Here is a 17,136-nt window from a genome sequence, read left to right as displayed (position 1 = left end):
CAGGCAGGCTGGAAAGGCCCGGTCGCGCGACCGGGCCTTTTCGCACTTTCTAAGGAATGCAGATGAGCTGGCCAGCTGGATATGGAAAACGGGTGCTCGATGAGGTGGACAGCACCTTGAACGAGGCCGCCCGCATCGCCGGGGAACTGGCGGGGCCGGAATGGATCCTGGCCCTGCGCCAGACCCAGGGACGCGGCCGCCGCGGACGCGACTGGAAAGACCCCAAGGGTAACTTTGCCGCCACACTGGTGATGCGCCCCGACGGCGCCCCGGATCAGGCCGCGCTGCGCAGCTTTGTGGCGGCACTGGCCGTCTATGACGCCTGCGTCGCGGTGACAGGCCGCAGCGAAGGCCTGTCGCTGAAATGGCCCAACGATGTGCTCCTGAAAGGCGGCAAGCTGGCCGGCATCCTCTTGGAAAGCGCCGGCAACGGCAAAGGGGTCAATCACCTGTTTGTCGGCATCGGCGTCAACCTGGTGGGAACCCCGATGAAGGAGTGGCTGGAGCCCGGAGCGGTCTGGCCGGTGTCCCTCTTGTCGGAGACCGGCGTGCAGGTTTCGCCGGAGGAGTTCCTGGAGGCGGTGGCCGAAGCCTATGCCCGCTACGAGCAGCAATTCGCGACCTACGGCTTCGAGCCGATCCGCACCGAATGGCTCGCCCGTGCGGCCAAGCTGGGCGAGGTGATCACCGCCCGCACCGCGTCATCAGAGACCGAGGGCACTTTTGAAACGGTGGACGTCAGCGGCAACCTTGTCCTAAACACCGCCAAGGGCCGCGTCAGCATTCCCGCGGCGGACATCTATTTCTAGGAAGGAGCAGCAATGCTTCTGGCAGTTGATTGCGGCAATACAAATACCGTCTTCTCGATCTATGACGGCGAAAAGTTCATCGGCATGTGGCGCACCTCCACCGAATGGCAGCGCACGGCAGACCAGTATTTTGTCTGGCTGAATACGCTGATGCGGCTGCAGGGGATCGAGGCGGATATCACAGACATGATCATCTCCTCCACCGTGCCGCGGGTGGTGTTCAACCTGCGTGTGCTGGCGGACCGTTACTTCAACACCCGGCCGCTGGTGGTGGGCAAGCCCGAATGCCTGCTGCCCGTCGCTGTGCGGGTGGACGAGGGAACCGCCGTCGGCCCTGACCGGCTGGTCAACACAGTTTCCGGTTTCGACACCCATGGCGGCAACCTGATCGTGGTGGATTTCGGCACCGCCACCACCTTTGACGTGGTGGCCGAAGACGGCGCCTATGTGGGCGGAGTGATTGCGCCCGGCGTGAATCTCAGCCTGGAGGCGCTGCACCAGGCCGCCGCCGCGCTGCCCCATGTGGACATTTCCAAGCCGCAGAAGGTGATCGGCACCAACACCGTCGCCTGTATGCAATCCGGCGTGTTCTGGGGCTATGTCGGCCTCGTGCGCGAGATCTGCACCCGCATCAAGGCAGAGCGGTCGGTGCCGATGAAAGTAATATCGACAGGCGGACTGGCGCCTTTGTTCCAGCAATCTGCTGATCTGTTTGACGCATTTGAGGACGACCTCACCATGCACGGGCTTCAGATCATCCATAAATACAACAAGGATAACGGTACTGACGCATGAGCAGTGATAGATTGATCTACCTGCCCCTGGGCGGGGCAGGCGAAATCGGCATGAACGCCTATGTCTACGGCTATGGGCCACAGGGCAAAGAACGGCTGGTCCTGATCGACCTGGGCGTGACTTTCCCGGACATGGACACCACCCCGGGCGTGGACCTGATCATGCCCGACATCACCTGGCTGAAGGAGCGCGCCGACGGGCTGGAGGGCATTTTCGTCACCCACGGGCATGAGGATCACATTGGCGCCATCGCCCATCTTTACGCGCATTTGAACGTGCCGGTCTATGCCCGCGCCTTCACCGCCAACCTGGCGCGCCGCAAGATGGAAGAAGCAGGCCACGATCCGGCCAATGTGCACACCGTGCAGGCCTGGCCGGAAGTGACCAAGCTGGGTCCTTTCACTGTTGGCGTGGCCCCGATGAGCCATTCGATCCCCGAAAGCGGCGCGCTGGTAATCGACAGCCCGGCGGGGCGGGTGGTGCATACCGGCGATTTCAAGCTGGACGCAAATCCGCTCGTCGGTGAACCCTTTGACCCGGAAATGTGGTCTGAGATCGCTAAGGACGGCATCCAGGCGCTGGTCTGCGATTCCACCAATGTGTTCTCGCAGCACCCGGGCCGCTCGGAATCCGAACTGCCGGAAGAAATCACCAAGCTGTTCTCCGAGGCGAAAGGGTTGGTTGCCGCCACCACATTTGCCTCCAACGTCGCGCGGGTGAAAACCCTGGCTGAGGCCGGGGTGAAGGCGGGCCGCTCCGTGGTCCTGCTGGGCCGCGCCATGCGCCGGATGATCGAGGCCGCGGTGGAAACCGGCGTGCTGGTGGACTTCCCCAAGACGATCAGCCCGGAAGACGCCAATAATGTTCCGCGCGACAACCTGATGCTGATCACCACCGGCAGCCAGGGGGAGCGCCGTGCTGCCACAGCACAGCTGGCGCGCGGCAAGTACCGCGGGCTGGAGCTGAAGGCAGGCGACCTGTTCCTGTTCTCCTCCAAGACCATTCCGGGCAACGAAAAGGGCGTCATCCGAATCATCAACCAATTCTCCGAAATGGGGGTGGATGTGGTTGATGACAGCTCCGGCCTTTACCACGTTTCCGGCCATGCCAACCGCCCGGACCTGGAAGAGGTGCACCGGCTCTTGAAGCCCAAGATGCTGATCCCGATGCACGGCGAGCACCGCCATCTGCGCCAGCACGCCCGCCTGGGCGAGGAAAAGGGGATCGCCAATGCCGTTGTCGTGAACGGTATGATGATGGACCTGACCGGCGATGCGCCGAAAGTGACCGAGTGGATCGAGACCGGGCGCACCTATCTGGACGGTTCGGTAAAATACGGCGCAATGGACGGCATCGTGCGCGACCGTATCCGGATGGCGCTGAACGGCCATGTGCTGGTGACGGTTATCCTGGACGAAGAAGACGAGCCGCTGGGCGAGCCTTGGTGCGACCTCAAAGGTTTGGCCGAAACCGGGACCTCCAATGCCGCGCTGGTTGATGTGCTGGAGGAGGACTTGAATCAGTTCCTGATGCGGGCTGGGGCCAAAACCCTGCGCGACGATGACAAGCTGGAGCAGGAACTGCGCCGCATCACGCGCCAGACCGCGCAGGCCGAGATCGGTAAGAAGCCCGAGGTAACGGTGGTGGTCAGCCGGATGCGCTGACCCTTCGGGGCCGGAAAAAGACAGGGCAGGGCGGTTCTCCCGCCCGGCCCGTGCCGCATCTAAAGATGCCGCGGGCCCCGTTGGGCCTAGCGCCGCGTGCCCTGACGGGACCGCGGCGCGGCCGCAGAACGCAAATCCAGAAACTGAAAAACGCCGCGGCCCGATGGGGCACGCGGCGTTTTCTGATCAGGGTGCTGCCGGAGAGCCGGCTGCGGCCTCAGCCGTGCAGCGGGCGGGCGCAGCTGGGGCAGGAGACCACCTTGCGCGGGGCGCTGAAAATGGCGCGGAACAGGCTGCGCATCATGGCGGCAAACGCCTGGGCGCGCAGCTCGTGGGCGCGGGCTTCGATGGCTTGGTATTGGGAGATGGTCAGGGTTTTGGTGTCGTTGGTATTCATGGCAAGGCCCATCATCATGGCGCGTTTCTCAGTGTTGCGAACCCTATACGCCTGTTGTTGCGGGCTGACACCGGCCAAGATCGAAGACCCGGTATGCTGCAAATGCAAAGGTGGTTATGCTGCGTGTGCATGGTGGGCGGCGCCGGGATGCACAAAAAAGGCCGCCCCGGCGGGGCGGCCTCAAATTCTGCCTGGCAGGCCGGATCAGCTGGCGCGGCGTTCGGCAAAGCTGAGGGCGATGAAGCTGGGCAGGTGGTCGCCCATGCCGACCACAGCCTTGTCATCGCGTTTGCCGTGCTTGCCGCGGCTGGATGCGCGCTCAGCCTTCTGCACAGGCTTTTCGTCCCTGCGGCGTTCGCGGCTCTCGTCCTTGCGGCGTTCGCGGCTTTCTTCCTTGCCGCTCTCGCGGGGGACCTCTGCCTCCGCCTTGGCGGCGCGGGCCGGCTTTTCCTTCTTGGGTTCCGGCTTGGCCGGATTCTCCAGACGCGGAATTTCTTTCTGGATCAGCTTCTCCACCGCATCCAGAGCCTTGTCGTCGCGCGGAATGCAGATGGTGATCGCCTTGCCCTCGCGGCCGGCACGGCCGGTGCGGCCGATGCGGTGGACGTAATCCTCAGCATGGCCCGGCACGTCGAAATTGAACACATGGCTGACGCTGGGCACGTCCAGGCCGCGTGCGGCGACGTCGGAGGCCACCAGGATGCGCAACGACCCTTCGCGGAAGCCGTCCAGGGTTTTGGTGCGCTGGCTCTGGTCCAGATCGCCGTGGATCGGCGCTGCGTCATAGCCGTATTTCTTCAGCGATTTGGCGACGATATCCACGTCTGTCTTGCGGTTGCAGAAGATGATGCCGTTGGTCAGCTTTTCGCCTTCGGCGTCGATAAGCGCCCGCAGCACCTTGCGCTTTTCGCTGCCCTCGCGGTCGCGGCGCGATGCCTTGAACTGCACCACGGCCTGTTCGATGGTTTCCGACGCGGTGGCCTGGCGGGCCACTTCGATACGGGCAGGACCCGACAGGAAGGTGTTGGTGATCCGTTCGATCTCTGGTGCCATGGTGGCAGAGAAAAACAGCGTCTGGCGGGTGAACGGCGTCAATGAGAAGATGCGCTCAATATCCGGGATGAAACCCATGTCGAGCATCCGGTCGGCCTCGTCCACCACCATGATCTGCACGCCGGTGAGCAACAGCTTGCCGCGCTCGAAATGGTCCAGCAGGCGGCCCGGGGTGGCGATCAGCACGTCGACGCCTTTGTCGATCAGCGCGTCCTGCTCCTTGAAAGACACACCGCCGATGAGCAGCGCCTTGGTGAGTTTCACATGCTTGGCATAGGTGTCGAAGTTTTCCGCCACCTGGGCAGCCAGCTCGCGGGTGGGGCACAGCACCAGGCTGCGCGGCATCCGGGCGCGAGCACGGCCGCGGGCCAAAAGCGTGATCATCGGCAGCGTGAACGACGCGGTTTTGCCGGTGCCTGTCTGGGCGATTCCCAGAACATCACGCCCCTCCAGCGCCGGGGGAATGGCCCCTGCCTGAATCGGGGTTGGGGTTTCGTACCCGGCTTCCTCAATAGCCTTGAGGACCTTGGGATTAAGGTTCAGATCGGAGAATTTTGTCATATGCATCCGTGATTGCGGACACTGACCTGGCCCGCGCGTGTGTGTTGCAGCCGGCTCCGCAAAAGGTCATGCGGTGTGGCAGCTGCCGGCTCGTGGCGGGGCATAGCAAAATCCCATGCGCAGGTCAATTAATGGCGGATTTTACAAGGTTTTGGTTCCGGGAGCGGGCAAAATGGAAACAAATCAGCCAAAATCAGGGAAGTGTTTCTGCCTTTTCTCCGCCAGACGGAGGCGGCGAATCCTCAGCAGCCCGCGTTCCTGCAGCCTGCGGTACACGTCCGGATCCCGCGCGCTAACCTCGTCGAAGAAACCGCGCAGGCCTTCGGAACCGTGCTCCTCCTCAATCAGCGACAGCAGTTCATGCGCGCTAAGCCCGCCCAGCCGCCGGGAAAACCCCGCGCTCAACCCGGGCCGGTAGGAGCCGCGCCGCAGCCGGAACCGGTAGACGGCCTGCCAGTGCTCCCAGCTGGCGGCGTGGCAGTGGCACAGCTCGGCTTGGTCCAGTTCGCAGGTGGCGTCAGCCTTCTCGCCATCCAGGTACAGGTTGTGGATTCGCAGCCCGGCGTTTGGCAGGCCAGTCCTGGCAATGACCTTGCCGGCGGTGTGGCTCAAAAAGCCGCCTTTCAGGAAGCTGCCGAAGGCCGGGTAGACCGCGCGAACCTCCGCCTCGCGGTCCGGCCCTTTGGGAACCATTGCCTTGAATTCCCCGTCCCTGCCTGCCAGCGCCTCGACCGGGCGCACCCGGGCGCTCTGGATGCTTCTGGGCAGGGCGGCCAGCATCTGTCCCAGGTCTTCGGCCGGCCACAGAAACTCATCCGCGTCGATATGGGCGATCCAATCCGTCTGGATGCGCTCATAGGCGTGGGTGGCGTTCAGCGTCTGGCGGAACTGGTGCTTGGCGGGGCGGTTTCTGTTGTGGCGCTTCCAATAGGCGCTGTCGCAGACCGTGACACGCACTTTAGGGTGCTGCTTCAGATGCCCATAGGCCTCCGGGTTGGCCTCATCCAGGTAGATGTGCAGCCGGTGGGCGCCCAGGTCGAGGTGGTGGGCGGCAAAATCCAGCACAGTCCGGGCGTCAGCCTTGATTGTGCTGACTATGCCCCATTTGACATCCCTGTCTGCCATTGCCTGCCTCTTGCCCTGCTGTTTGCCCCAACCATTTCCGCGGTCAGGAGAAAGCGCAAGCCCCGCAATGGAAAACGCCCGGGAAACCCGGGCGTTTCAATCAGATCATCATTTCCTTGGTCGCGGTCAGGTTCAGTTCGGGATAATCCCGCACCACGCGGTCGATGTCCCATTGCAGACGGGTCAGATAGACGATGTCGCCATCGTGGTCATGGGCGATGTGCTGCTTGTTGGCATTGATGAACTTGTCCACTGCCGCCTTGTCGCCGCTGACCCAGCGGGCGGAGGTGAACTGGCTGGCCTCGAACCGCACCGGCAGGCCGTATTCCATTTCGATCCGGCTGGCCAGAACCTCGAACTGCAGCTGGCCGACCACGCCGACGATAAAGCCGGAGCCGATCGAGGGTTTGAACACCTTGGCGGCACCTTCCTCGGCAAACTGCATCAGCGCCTTTTCCAGGTGCTTTGCCTTCATCGGATCGCCCGCCCGAACCGTCTGCAGCAGTTCCGGCGCAAACGACGGGATGCCGGTCACCCGGATTGCCTCGCCTTCGGTCAGCGTGTCGCCGATACGCAGCTGGCCGTGGTTGGGGATGCCGATGATGTCACCGGCCCAGGCTTCCTCCGCCAGCTCCCGGTCAGAGGCCAGGAACAGTACCGGGTTCGACACCGCCATCGGCTTCTTGGTGCGCACATGGGTCAGCTTCATGCCGCGCTTGAAATGGCCCGACGCCATCCGCACGAATGCCACCCGGTCGCGGTGCTTGGGGTCCATGTTGGCCTGAACCTTGAACACGAAACCTGCGACCTTCTTCTCCTCCGGCGAAACCTGCCGCGGCTCGGCAGATTGCGGCTGCGGCTCGGGGCCATAGGCGCCGATGCCGTCCATCAGCTCCTTGACGCCGAAGGAGTTGATCGCGGAGCCGAACCAGATCGGGGTCATATGCCCCTCAAGCACCGATTGCGGGTCCAGCACGGGCAGCAGCTCACGCGCCATCTCGACCTCTTCCAGCAGTTTGTCCAGCAGATGCGCAGGCACATGCTCGGCCAGCTTGGGATCGTCCAGCCCTTTGATTTCGATGCTTTCCGCCACCTTGTTGCGGTCAGCGCGGTCCATCAGCTCCAGCCGGTCGCGCAGCATGTCGTAGCAGCCGATGAAATCGCGGCCCACACCGATGGGCCAGCTGGCCGGGGTCACGTCGATCGCCAGCATCTCCTGGATCTCGTCGATGATCTCAAAGGTGTCGCGGCTTTCGCGGTCCATCTTGTTACAGAAGGTCAGGATCGGCAGGTCGCGCAGCCGACAGACTTCGAACAGCTTCTGGGTCTGGCTTTCCACACCCTTTGCGCCGTCGATCACCATCACCGCCGCATCCACCGCCGTCAGCGTGCGGTAGGTATCCTCGGAAAAATCCGAGTGGCCGGGCGTGTCCACCAGGTTAAAGCGGAAGCCGCTGAAATCAAAGGACATTGCAGAGGCCGAAACAGAGATGCCGCGGTCCTTCTCCATCTGCATGAAGTCTGAGCGCGTGCGCCGTGCCTCGCCCTTGGCGCGCACCTGTCCAGCCATCTGAATCGCACCGCCGTACAGCAGGAACTTTTCAGTCAGCGTCGTCTTGCCGGCGTCCGGGTGCGAGATGATCGCAAAGGTCCGGCGCCGCGCGATTTCGGCGGGCAGTTCGGGGCGGTTTGCAGCGGTGTCCAACATGCGGCTGGCCATAGCCACAAACCGCGGCAGAGGCAAGGAAAACGGCAGCCCCGTGCCGTTGCCGCAGATCCGGGCCCGCGGCGGCGGTGCTTAGTTTAGCCTGTAAATCGCTAAAGGTTTTCCTGTAACACAGGCGCAAGGTTTGTGTGTTACTGGATTTCAAATCCCTTCCCGTTTCAGGAACAATACGTGCAACAAGATGAACTTTCGCATCAATTTGAAATTCTCGACGCTATCGGGATTGCGGTGATCGTTCTGAAGGTGGGGGAGGACGGGCTGCCGCGCTATGTTGCCATGAACACCAAATCGCGGGAGCTTACCAAGTTCGGGCGCAAGGATTACGTGGGCAAGACGGCGCTTGAACTCTATGGCGGGGCTACGGGCCGCCGCGCCTTGAACCAGCATCTTTCGATCATCAGCAGCGGCAAGGAAGCGACCTATGACATCGTCCTTCCCGCGCCGAACAAGGAAAAACACCTCAGCACCACACTCCGGCCCGTGTTCAATGCAGACGGACGCCTGGTCTATCTGGTGGGCTCCTCCAGCGATGTAACCTCTGAACGGGAACGGGACGAGGCACTGGAGCTGACCAGGATGGCTCTGGACAAGGCAGAGGAGGCGAGCCAGGCCAAGGAACGGTTTCTGGCCAACATGAGCCATGAAATCCGGACACCGATGAATGGCATCATTGGCATGTGCGAGTTGCTGCAGGAAACGGAACTGGACGCGCAGCAGCGGCTGTTTGCCGACACCATCTTCAACTCTGCCACTGCGCTGCTTGGTGTCATCAACGACGTGCTCGATTTCTCCAAAATCCAGGCTGACAAAATCTCGCTGCACGACGCGCCGTTTTCCTTGCTGGATCTGGTGCAGGATGTGGGCACCCTGCTGTGGGCCAAGGCCGCCTACAAGGGGATCGACCTGCGCACCGTTTACCCCGAAGACATGCCGCATGAGTTCAACGGCGATGCCAGCAAGATCCGCCAGATTCTGATGAACCTGCTCGGCAATGCTATCAAGTTCACGGAAGACGGCCATGTGGCTGTCAGCGTCAGCTATGACCCCGGCGCGACGGCGCTGCCCTTTCGCCTTCAGGTCTCTGACACCGGCATCGGGATCGCGCAGCCGCAGCTCAATTGGATATTCTCTGCCTTTGAACAGGTCGACCGCCGGTCTGCACAAGTGATCGAAGGCACCGGCCTGGGGCTGGCGATCACCCAGGCGCTGGTGGAGCGGATGGGGGGCACGATCACCGCAAGCTCGGTGCCGGGGCAGGGATCGGTGTTCACGGTTGCCCTGGACCTGAAGCGGCCGGCGCTGCAGGCGCCGGAGCCCTCAGATGCCGGCGCCCCTGCGTTTCTGGACCACAGGCAGGCGCTGAGCCTGCAGCCGGGCCTGCCGGTCCCGGACTTGCCGCCGGGGGCGCTTGAGGGCCTGCGCATTCTGGTGGCGGAGGACAACAGGACCAACCAGCTGGTGGTCCGCAAGATGCTGAAATCCACCGGCGCCGGGCTGCGGTTTGCCGGGAACGGGCGGATTGCGCTGGAGACCTGCATTTCCGAGGGGTGCGACCTGATCCTGATGGACCTGTCGATGCCGGAAATGGGCGGTCTGGAGGCCGCCCGCAGGATCCGTGCCCATGAACGCGGCGCGAGGCTGCCGGAGTGCCCTATTGTCGCCATGACCGCCAACACCCAGCCCAGCGATGTTGAGGCGTGCCTGGCGGCGGGAATGAATGATTTCCTGTCCAAGCCCTTCCGCAAGAAAGAGCTGCTGGCCCGGATCCTGCGGCAGCGCAGTTAGGGCGGCCGCCGCCGGTATGGCCGCCGGGCGTTTTATCCGCAAATCCTGTTGAAAGCCGGAAAAACGGGGGTGACATGCGTGCACCCCCTGTGCACCCCCTGGTGCCGGACGGCGGGCGGAGAGGCTGGACCGGCGGTGTTGCGTCTGCACCGTACGCACCGCTGGCGCGAAAATAACCGGAGCGGGGCAGGATGGGATCAGCGCGGGAGTGCCGCCCCGCGCCGGAACCGCCGCCGCAATGGGAGGGTGCGATGCCCAGCAGGCGATACTATGACAATGAAATGCAGCTGGAACTGGACGAACTGCAGCAAAACCTGCGCCGCGACTGGCTGGACAAGAGCCTGCCGGATGACTGGGACGGCGTCCTGAGCTGGGAGCGGATCGACAAACCCAAGACAAGGGTGACGATCCGGCTGGACGAAGACATGGTGAAATGGTTCCGCAAGCTTGGGCCGAACTACAGCCGCCGCATCAACTCGGTCCTGCGGATATACTGGCTGGCGCTGCTGGCGGCCCGACAATTCAGCTGAATGACCCAGCGGCAAAAAATGAACGCAGTCTCATCAGATGATGGCTTGGCAGATCACCCCTCCGCCGGCGGCACGGCCCGCTGGTAAAGATGCCACGTGGTGTGGCCAAGGACCGGCAGGGTAATGATCAGGCCCAGAAACGCCGGAACCAGCGACAGCAGCATGGTGACTGAGATGATTGCCGCCCAGGCGAGCATGACAACCGGGTTTTCCGTGACGACGCGGATGGACGTCAGCATGGCGGAGACAAAGTTGGTTTCCCGGTCGAGCAGCATGGGCATGGCGGCAACGGTCACCGCGAACAGCACAGCCGACAGAAAAGCGCCGACACAGGTGCCAACGGCAAGAAAGGTCCAGCCCTGCGGTGTGAAAAACACTGTGTTAAAAAAACCGTCAAAATCCGAGAAAGATGCATTCTGCAGGATGATCGCAAGCCAAAGCCGGACCTGGTAAATCCACACCCAGAATATGAACAGGGTGACAAAGGCCATCCAGCCCATTTCACGCTTGCGTTGATTGGCCATGACGGTGAGGATTTCAGACCAGCCGAAACTTTCCCCCTTCTGCAGGCGGCGGGACATTTCATAAAGCCCGGCAGCAGCGAAGGGAGCGACCAGCGGGAAGCCTACGACGGCGGGAATGATCATCCAGATTTTACCGAGCCAGACCAGGCACCACACAAGCAGGATACCGAAGACCGCATAGAACAGTCCGAAAAAACTGCTCATCAAGGGGCGGGCCAGAAAGTCGGAAAACCCGGCCTTCAGCGCCGCGGCGATGTCAGCGGCTGTCACCGTGTTGACCTGGGGGTTTGCCCGCTGCTGCGGTTTCAGATTTTCCGGTGGCGGGGAACCTGCGGTCCCGGACGTCATGACACATTCCTTCCCAAACATGGAACCGCGCTGGTCCGTTTGCTGATGGGCCAAGCGGTGAAACAGACATCCCTCCTGCTTTGGCAAGTTTGCATCAGGCACGGCATCACGGCAAGGGAGACTGTGGCAGCTTTGCCCTGCTTGCGCTTGCAGACGCTAGTTGGATTTTTCCTGCCCTGAGGGGGCGGCGGCGGAGCCATGTCGCGGCCCCCTTACCGCAGCGACGCCCGTTTCAGCAGCGGCACCGCATCGGGACGGTCCAGGAGCGACCGGCTCACGTCCAGTCCGTGGGCACCGTGTTTATGGGAGACGGGCAGGGTGCCATTCTGGTTTTCTGTGCAGCCGGTCCAGAAATCCTCAGGCAGGACGGGCCGGGTGACGGGGTCGAGAAAGGTGCTCTCTGCCGCGATCCCTTCAGCGTAGATGATATGGTGCTGGTCAAAGAGGATCTGGAAGTAGTCGGCAAAGCCGCCGTCCAGAACCACCACGCTGCTGCCGTTCACCAGGTCGCGGGCGCGGACCAGGATCTCCGGGGCGCCGGCGCCGATTTCGTCGCTGCGCTGGTAGACCATCAGCCGGTGGCCGGGGCTCACGATCAGGTCTTCGGCGTTGTTCAACGCGCCCTTGCGGATCAGGATCGGAGCCAGGTCGCCCACCGCGCGCAGGGTGGACTGGCCGACCCAGCGCACCTCTTGGATGCCGTCGTCGCGGGTCAGCACCCGGTCGCCCGGGCGCATGTCCTCAATCGCGCGCTGGGCGCCGGTGGACAGGGTGATGCGGGTGCCGCGGGTGAAGGAGACGCAGGCCGATTGCGCCAGCTTGCGCCGGGCCGGCTCGCGCTCAGCCTTGACCAGCGTGTAGGGCACTTGCGGCTGCAAGGGGGCCAGCGGCACCAGGTAGACGGCGGCGATATAGCCCTCGGCGTCGGCCTCGACCATGACCAGAATTTCGGTGTTGGGGCCGCGGTCGGGCATCAGAGTGAGCAGGCTGTCCAGATGCAGCGCGGCACCCGGCGTGCCAAGCGCGGTATCGCCGGCGATGGTGAAACTGCCGTCGTGATGGGCGGCGATGGCAAGCCGCTGCGGCGATGCGGGGCTGGTCAGCAGATAGATGTCGTCCAGCACCAGATCCTCAAGCACGCCGAGCGGATCGCCCATATTGGCGCCGTATTCAACGCGGAAACGTTCGGCCGGGTAGGCCTGGACGGAAGAAAGGCTGGCGGTCACGGTGTGTCCCATATGCGGGTGTTCTGAATTCCATATGCGCAGGGCGCAGGTGCTGTCCAATAAGATTGCCCGCAGATTGTGGCGAAATGGCGGTGGGAAGGGCCAGATTTTCCGGCAGCTTGACGATTGTGTCAAGCACCGGCCGGGGCTGGCCTTTGGCAGGCCGGCGGTGCACTCTCCGGCAAACGGTGGAGAATCCGGAGGGAGGATGACGATGGATCTGGGTATTTCGGGCAAGCGGGCGCTGGTCTGTGCCAGCAGCAAGGGGCTGGGCCTTGGCTGCGCGGAGGCGCTGGCGGAGGCAGGAGTGAACCTGGTGATGAACGCCCGCGGAGCAGAGGCGCTGGAGGCGTCGGCGCAGATGATCCGCGGCCAGTATGGTGTCGATGTGGTGACGGTGGCCGCGGATGTGGCCACGCCGGAGGGCCAGAAGCAGGTGCTGGATGCGGCTGAGGGCGTCGATATCCTGGTGACCAATGCGGGCGGGCCGCCGCCGGGCATGTGGACCGACTGGGACCGCGAGGATTTCATCAAGGCGCTGGATGCCAACATGCTGGCACCGATTGCGCTGATGAAGGCGCTGCTGCCTGGCATGATGGAGCGCGGCTGGGGGCGGGTGGTCAACATCACATCAGTCTCAGTCAAGGCGCCGATCCCGGTGCTGGGGCTGTCGAACTCGGCCCGCGCGGGCCTGACGGGCTATGTCGCGGGCACGTCGCGGCAGGTGGCGGGCCATGGCGTCACCATCAACAACCTGCAGCCGGGCATCCATGCCACCGACCGCGCCGCGGCGCTGGACGGCGGCGCGGCCAAGGCGCAGGGGATCACAGTCGAGGAAGCGCAAACGCAGCGGTTTGCCACCATCCCCGCGGGCCGCTATGGCACCCGCGAGGAATTCGGTGCCGCCTGCGCATTCCTGTGCTCGCAGCACGCAGGCTTCATTGTCGGGCAGAACATTCTGCTGGACGGCGGCGCCACCAACACCACGATGTAAGGAGGCGCGGCGCGTATGGATGGCGGGTTTTCCCTGAAGGATCAATTGTTTAACCGGGGCAAGGTCCGCTACCTGGCGGGGCTGTTTGCTGCTGCGGATGCGGGTTTTGATGCCGAAGCGTTCGAGGCACGGGTGATGGCGGATCTGCCGGCGCTGGAGCTGAAGCAGCGGATAACGCTGATTGCGGATGTGCTGGCGGATCACCTGCCGGAGGCGCTGCCCGAGGCCGCGCCGGTGCTGCTGAAGGCGTTGCCGCCGCCGCTGGACCCGTCCAAGACAGACGATGATTTCGGCGATTTCATCTTTGCCCCCTTGGGTGAATATGTGGCGGCCAGGGGGATCGAGGCGCACCCGGAGCTGTCGCTGGACCTGCTGGAGGAGATCACTCAGCGGTTTTCCATGGAATGGGCCATCCGCCCCTTTCTGAACCGCTGGCCGGCAGAGGTGCTGGCGCGGATGAAGGATTGGGCCAGCCATTCCAGTTATCATGTGCGCCGTCTGGTGAGCGAAGGCACGCGGCCGCGGCTGCCGTGGGGCGAGGCGGTCGGGCTGACGCTCGACCAGCCGCTGCCCTTACTGGACCAGCTGCACGGGGACGGCACCCGCTATGTCACCCGCTCCGTCGCCAACCACCTGAACGACATTGCCAAGAAGGATCCGGATCTGGTGATGGACCGGCTGGAGCAATGGCAGGCGGCTGGCCGGCAGACAGGTAAGGAGCTTGGCTGGATGACCTCCCACGCGCTGCGCGGGCTGGTCAAGGCGGGCCACCCGCGGGCGATGAAGATGCTGGGGTATGACCCGGATCTGGAGCTTGGCGCCGAAATTGCGCTGACATCGCAAAATGTGCGGATTGGCGATGCCCTGGCGTTCTTTGTGCAGCTGGCGGGTCCGGCGGGTGCGCCGGTTCTGGTGGATTACATCCTGCATTTCCAGCGGCCTGGCGGAAAAGTCTCTGCCAAGGTGTTCAAGCTGAAGCAGGCAAAGATCACCGGCGGCAAGCTGGAGCTGAGCAAGACACATAAGCTGAAGGGCAACGCCACAACCTTCAAGCTGGTGCCGGGGCCGCACCGGATTGAACTGATGGTGAACGGCAAGGTGCGGGCCGAGGCGGCATTTGAGTTGCTGCCAGCGGGGTGAATTTCGAAGCATTGGCGCGACCCTATCCGGTTATACTGCACGCGCCATCACAGTTGCGTCAGACCGCGGGCCGGCCCAATTGCCCGGTTGCCCGGGGGGCGCTATCCCTTTGCTCCTGAACCATCAGGAAGGGCGCCCCCATGAAACATGAAAACGTGCAGACCTATTACGGTGAGGTGCTGCAGGGCAGCGACGACCTCCAGACCAATGCCTGCTGCACGCCGGACGACATGCCGGATCATGTGAAGGCGGTGCTGTCTAAAATCCATGACGAAGTGCTGACCCGCTATTACGGCTGCGGCCTGATTGCGCCCGAGGCGCTGGAGGGCGCGCGGATCCTCGACCTTGGCTGTGGTGCGGGCCGCGATGTTTATGCGCTGTCGGCACTGGCGGGTGAGCGCGGCAAGGTCGTGGGGGTCGACATGACGGAGGCACAGCTGGAGGTGGCACGGCGCCATCAGGACTACCACGCCGAGGCTTTCGGCTATGCCAGGTCCAACGTTGAATTTCATCACGGCTATATCGAAACGCTGGAGGAACTGAACCTGGAGCCGGGCTCCTTTGACATCATCGTTTCCAACTGTGTGATCAACCTGGCCACCGACAAGGGCGCGGTCCTGCGCGGGGCGCATCATCTGCTGAAAGAGGGCGGGGAGATGTATTTCTCTGACGTCTATGCCGACCGCCGCGTGCCGCAGGCAATGGCGGAGGATGAGGTGCTTTATGGTGAGTGCCTGTCCGGGGCGCTGTATTGGAATGACTTTCTGTCAATCGCCAAGGAGGCCGGGTTCAAGGACCCGCGGATGGTGACCTCCCGCCTGTTGACCATCGAGAATCCGGTGCTGGAGAAGCGGGTGCAGCCGCTGAAGTTCCTGTCGGCCACTTACCGGCTGTTCAAATTGCCCGCGCTGGAGCCGGCCTGTGAGGATTACGGCCAGGCGGTGATCTACAAAGGCACCATCGACAATGCGCCGCACCGTTTCATGCTGGATGATCATCACGTGATTGAGGCGGGCAAGGTATTTCCGGTCTGCGGCAACACTTGGATGATGCTGCAGGATACCCGTCTGGCACCGCATTTCGAGTTTATCGGCTCGTTTGACGCCCACTATGGGATCTTTGCGGGCTGCGGCGGCAATTCGCCCTTTAACGGGTTGGAGCAGGACGGCGCCGCGCCGGGGTGTTGCTGAAAACGTCCAGAGAGGTTGGGATGAACCGACTGGCCGATAGGCCGGGCAGCGTTCAAGGCGCTGGTGGCAGGTCTGACCGCTTGCGGCCCTGCCGCAGGGTTGTTATCCCGGCGTGAACCCAAGCGTTTTCATCGGAAACAGCCCGAGGCCTCATGAACACTGCCCCTGCTGGCATCAGCCGCACGATTGCCCCGCCGCGGCTGGAAATCCGCAACATCCGGCGCTTCTTCGAAGGCCGTGCGGTGGTGGACGACGTTTCACTGCAGATCCAGGCGGGGCAGGTGACCTGCCTGCTGGGCCCGTCGGGCTGCGGCAAATCCACCACTCTGCGGATGATTGCGGGCGTGGAGATGCAGGACAGCGGCGAGATTTATGTCGATGGCAAGCTGGTCTGCGACACGGTGTTCCGGGTGCCGCCGGAGCGGCGTGAAATCGGGCTGATGTTTCAGGACTTTGCCCTGTTCCCGCACCTGAGCGTCGCCGATAACGTCGGCTTTGGCCTGAAGGGCAGCAAGGATGAGAAACGGGCCAGGGTCGAGGAATTGCTGAACCGGGTGTCGCTGAAACGTTTCATCGACGGCTACCCGCATCAGCTGTCGGGCGGCGAGCAGCAGCGGGTGGCGCTGGCCCGCGCGATTGCGCCGCGCCCTCGCATCATGCTGATGGATGAGCCGTTCTCCGGTCTCGACAACCGGCTGCGTGACGGCATCCGGGATGAGACGCTGAGCCTTTTGAAGGAAGAGGATACCGCCGTTCTGCTGGTCACGCATGAGCCGGAAGAGGCGATGCGGATGGCCGATGAGATCGCGCTGATGCGCGGTGGCAAGATTGTGCAGCAGGGCGCGCCCTATAACGTCTATACCCACCCGGCGGACAAGGCCGCGGTGGCGTTCTTCAGCGATGTGAACGTGCTGCAGGCAGAGGTGCGCGGCGCGCTGGCCGACACCGCCTTTGGGCAGTTCCTTGCCCCCGGGGTGGCGGATGGCACCGCGGTGGAGATCGTGTTCCGCCCGCAGCATCTGCGCATCGACTTTGACCGCGGCGGCCAGGGGCCGCTGCCGACCCCCAGCGACGGGGTTCCGGCGCGGGCAGTGGTGGAGCGCGCGCGCTTTCTGGGCAGCGAGAGCCTGGTGGAGTTCCGGATGGAGTTCGACGGTTCGATCCTGAAGGCGACGGTGCCCAACGTGTTTCTGCCTGAACAGGGCCGGGTGATGTGGCTGACGGTGCGCCGCAACCGCTGTTTTGTCTTTCCTGCCTGACATTTAACGG

General features: G+C 63.3%; 15 protein-coding genes. 9 read left to right on the top strand and 6 right to left on the bottom strand.

Translation table 11 applies throughout. From position 1 onward, the window contains the following. Nucleotides 1–62 precede the first annotated feature (62 nt). From AC5STB_RS19880 to AC5STB_RS19870, 3 genes are read left to right on the top strand one after another with little or no spacing between them, the layout of a single operon-like run. Nucleotides 63–809, top strand: a complete 747-nt coding sequence (locus AC5STB_RS19880; protein WP_495444498.1) for a biotin--[acetyl-CoA-carboxylase] ligase — start codon at nucleotides 63–65, stop codon at nucleotides 807–809. Between the two features lie 12 nt (nucleotides 810–821). Further along, nucleotides 822–1,604 carry a type III pantothenate kinase gene (locus tag AC5STB_RS19875; protein WP_495444497.1) on the top strand — a complete coding sequence of 261 codons (783 nt, stop codon included), beginning with the start codon at nucleotides 822–824 and terminating at the stop codon, nucleotides 1,602–1,604. Then, nucleotides 1,601–3,268: a ribonuclease J gene (locus AC5STB_RS19870; protein ID WP_495444496.1), complete on the top strand. Its 1,668-nt coding sequence runs from the start codon at nucleotides 1,601–1,603 to the stop codon at nucleotides 3,266–3,268. The genes AC5STB_RS19875 and AC5STB_RS19870 overlap by 4 nt, the downstream gene beginning before the upstream one ends. Nucleotides 3,269–3,485: 217 nt before the next feature. Here AC5STB_RS19870 and AC5STB_RS19865 read toward each other — a convergent pair whose 3' ends face one another. The 4 genes from AC5STB_RS19865 to AC5STB_RS19850 form a co-directional block, all read right to left on the bottom strand. Continuing rightward, nucleotides 3,486–3,665, bottom strand: coding sequence for an RSP_7527 family protein (locus AC5STB_RS19865; RefSeq protein ID WP_495444495.1), 180 nt, complete (start codon nucleotides 3,663–3,665; stop codon nucleotides 3,486–3,488). 204 nt (nucleotides 3,666–3,869) lie between these two features. Beyond that, on the bottom strand, nucleotides 3,870–5,279 hold the full coding sequence (locus AC5STB_RS19860) for a DEAD/DEAH box helicase (RefSeq protein WP_495444494.1): 1,410 nt from the start codon (nucleotides 5,277–5,279) through the stop codon (nucleotides 3,870–3,872). 183 nt (nucleotides 5,280–5,462) lie between these two features. After that, nucleotides 5,463–6,404: a glycosyltransferase family 2 protein gene (locus AC5STB_RS19855; RefSeq protein WP_495444493.1), complete on the bottom strand. Its 942-nt coding sequence runs from the start codon at nucleotides 6,402–6,404 to the stop codon at nucleotides 5,463–5,465. A 100-nt stretch (nucleotides 6,405–6,504) separates the two neighbouring features. Beyond that, nucleotides 6,505–8,112, bottom strand: coding sequence for a peptide chain release factor 3 (locus AC5STB_RS19850; protein WP_495444635.1), 1,608 nt, complete (start codon nucleotides 8,110–8,112; stop codon nucleotides 6,505–6,507). 189 nt (nucleotides 8,113–8,301) lie between these two features. Between AC5STB_RS19850 and AC5STB_RS19845 the strand changes: the two genes are divergently transcribed. Next, nucleotides 8,302–9,915, top strand: coding sequence for a response regulator (locus AC5STB_RS19845; RefSeq protein WP_495444492.1), 1,614 nt, complete (start codon nucleotides 8,302–8,304; stop codon nucleotides 9,913–9,915). Nucleotides 9,916–10,166: 251 nt separating this feature from the next. Next, complete coding sequence (locus tag AC5STB_RS19840) at nucleotides 10,167–10,445, top strand: BrnA antitoxin family protein (protein ID WP_495444491.1); 279 nt, start codon at nucleotides 10,167–10,169, stop codon at nucleotides 10,443–10,445. 53 nt (nucleotides 10,446–10,498) lie between these two features. Here the strand turns inward: AC5STB_RS19840 and AC5STB_RS19835 are convergent, their stop codons facing one another. Continuing rightward, entirely contained in the window at nucleotides 10,499–11,317 is an 819-nt protein-coding gene (locus tag AC5STB_RS19835) for a DUF2189 domain-containing protein (RefSeq protein ID WP_495444490.1), read from the bottom strand. 212 nt (nucleotides 11,318–11,529) lie between these two features. Beyond that, the gene (locus tag AC5STB_RS19830) at nucleotides 11,530–12,555 is read right to left on the bottom strand and encodes a Hint domain-containing protein (RefSeq protein WP_495444489.1); all 1,026 of its coding nucleotides are present in this window, start codon (nucleotides 12,553–12,555) and stop codon (nucleotides 11,530–11,532) included. Between the two features lie 202 nt (nucleotides 12,556–12,757). Here AC5STB_RS19830 and AC5STB_RS19825 point away from each other — a divergent pair, with 202 nt between their 5' ends. From AC5STB_RS19825 to AC5STB_RS19810, 4 genes are all read left to right on the top strand, one after another. Then, nucleotides 12,758–13,537 carry an SDR family oxidoreductase gene (locus AC5STB_RS19825; RefSeq protein WP_495444634.1) on the top strand — a complete coding sequence of 260 codons (780 nt, stop codon included), beginning with the start codon at nucleotides 12,758–12,760 and terminating at the stop codon, nucleotides 13,535–13,537. Nucleotides 13,538–13,552: 15 nt separating this feature from the next. Then, nucleotides 13,553–14,677, top strand: coding sequence for a YhaZ family DNA alkylation repair protein (locus AC5STB_RS19820; protein WP_495444488.1), 1,125 nt, complete (start codon nucleotides 13,553–13,555; stop codon nucleotides 14,675–14,677). Nucleotides 14,678–14,817: 140 nt separating this feature from the next. Continuing rightward, nucleotides 14,818–15,867, top strand: coding sequence for a methyltransferase domain-containing protein (locus AC5STB_RS19815; RefSeq protein ID WP_495444487.1), 1,050 nt, complete (start codon nucleotides 14,818–14,820; stop codon nucleotides 15,865–15,867). A gap of 152 nt (nucleotides 15,868–16,019) precedes the next feature. Continuing rightward, nucleotides 16,020–17,126 (top strand): ABC transporter ATP-binding protein, encoded by a 1,107-nt coding sequence (locus tag AC5STB_RS19810; protein WP_495444486.1) that lies wholly within the window; start codon nucleotides 16,020–16,022, stop codon nucleotides 17,124–17,126. The last annotated feature ends 10 nt before the right edge of the window (nucleotides 17,127–17,136 follow it).

Source organism: Leisingera sp. CC-HEC093 (assembly GCF_059429195.1).
Note: the sequence above shows the minus strand (reverse complement) of the source record. Positions and strands in the feature narration are given on the sequence as shown.

Excerpts from the sequence above, each read along its gene's own strand:
- AC5STB_RS19875 (WP_495444497.1), top strand. The coding sequence starts at position 822 with ATGCTTCTGGCAGTTGATTGCGGCAATACAAATACCGTCTTCTCGATC.
- AC5STB_RS19860 (WP_495444494.1), bottom strand. The coding sequence starts at position 5,279 with ATGACAAAATTCTCCGATCTGAACCTTAATCCCAAGGTCCTCAAGGCT.
- AC5STB_RS19855 (WP_495444493.1), bottom strand. The coding sequence starts at position 6,404 with ATGGCAGACAGGGATGTCAAATGGGGCATAGTCAGCACAATCAAGGCT.
- AC5STB_RS19830 (WP_495444489.1), bottom strand. The coding sequence starts at position 12,555 with ATGGGACACACCGTGACCGCCAGCCTTTCTTCCGTCCAGGCCTACCCG.
- AC5STB_RS19850 (WP_495444635.1), bottom strand. The coding sequence starts at position 8,112 with ATGTTGGACACCGCTGCAAACCGCCCCGAACTGCCCGCCGAAATCGCG.
- AC5STB_RS19865 (WP_495444495.1), bottom strand. The coding sequence starts at position 3,665 with ATGAATACCAACGACACCAAAACCCTGACCATCTCCCAATACCAAGCC.
- AC5STB_RS19810 (WP_495444486.1), top strand. The coding sequence starts at position 16,020 with ATGAACACTGCCCCTGCTGGCATCAGCCGCACGATTGCCCCGCCGCGG.
- AC5STB_RS19835 (WP_495444490.1), bottom strand. The coding sequence starts at position 11,317 with ATGACGTCCGGGACCGCAGGTTCCCCGCCACCGGAAAATCTGAAACCG.
- AC5STB_RS19820 (WP_495444488.1), top strand. The coding sequence starts at position 13,553 with ATGGATGGCGGGTTTTCCCTGAAGGATCAATTGTTTAACCGGGGCAAG.
- AC5STB_RS19870 (WP_495444496.1), top strand. The coding sequence starts at position 1,601 with ATGAGCAGTGATAGATTGATCTACCTGCCCCTGGGCGGGGCAGGCGAA.
- AC5STB_RS19815 (WP_495444487.1), top strand. The coding sequence starts at position 14,818 with ATGAAACATGAAAACGTGCAGACCTATTACGGTGAGGTGCTGCAGGGC.
- AC5STB_RS19825 (WP_495444634.1), top strand. The coding sequence starts at position 12,758 with ATGGATCTGGGTATTTCGGGCAAGCGGGCGCTGGTCTGTGCCAGCAGC.
- AC5STB_RS19840 (WP_495444491.1), top strand. The coding sequence starts at position 10,167 with ATGCCCAGCAGGCGATACTATGACAATGAAATGCAGCTGGAACTGGAC.
- AC5STB_RS19880 (WP_495444498.1), top strand. The coding sequence starts at position 63 with ATGAGCTGGCCAGCTGGATATGGAAAACGGGTGCTCGATGAGGTGGAC.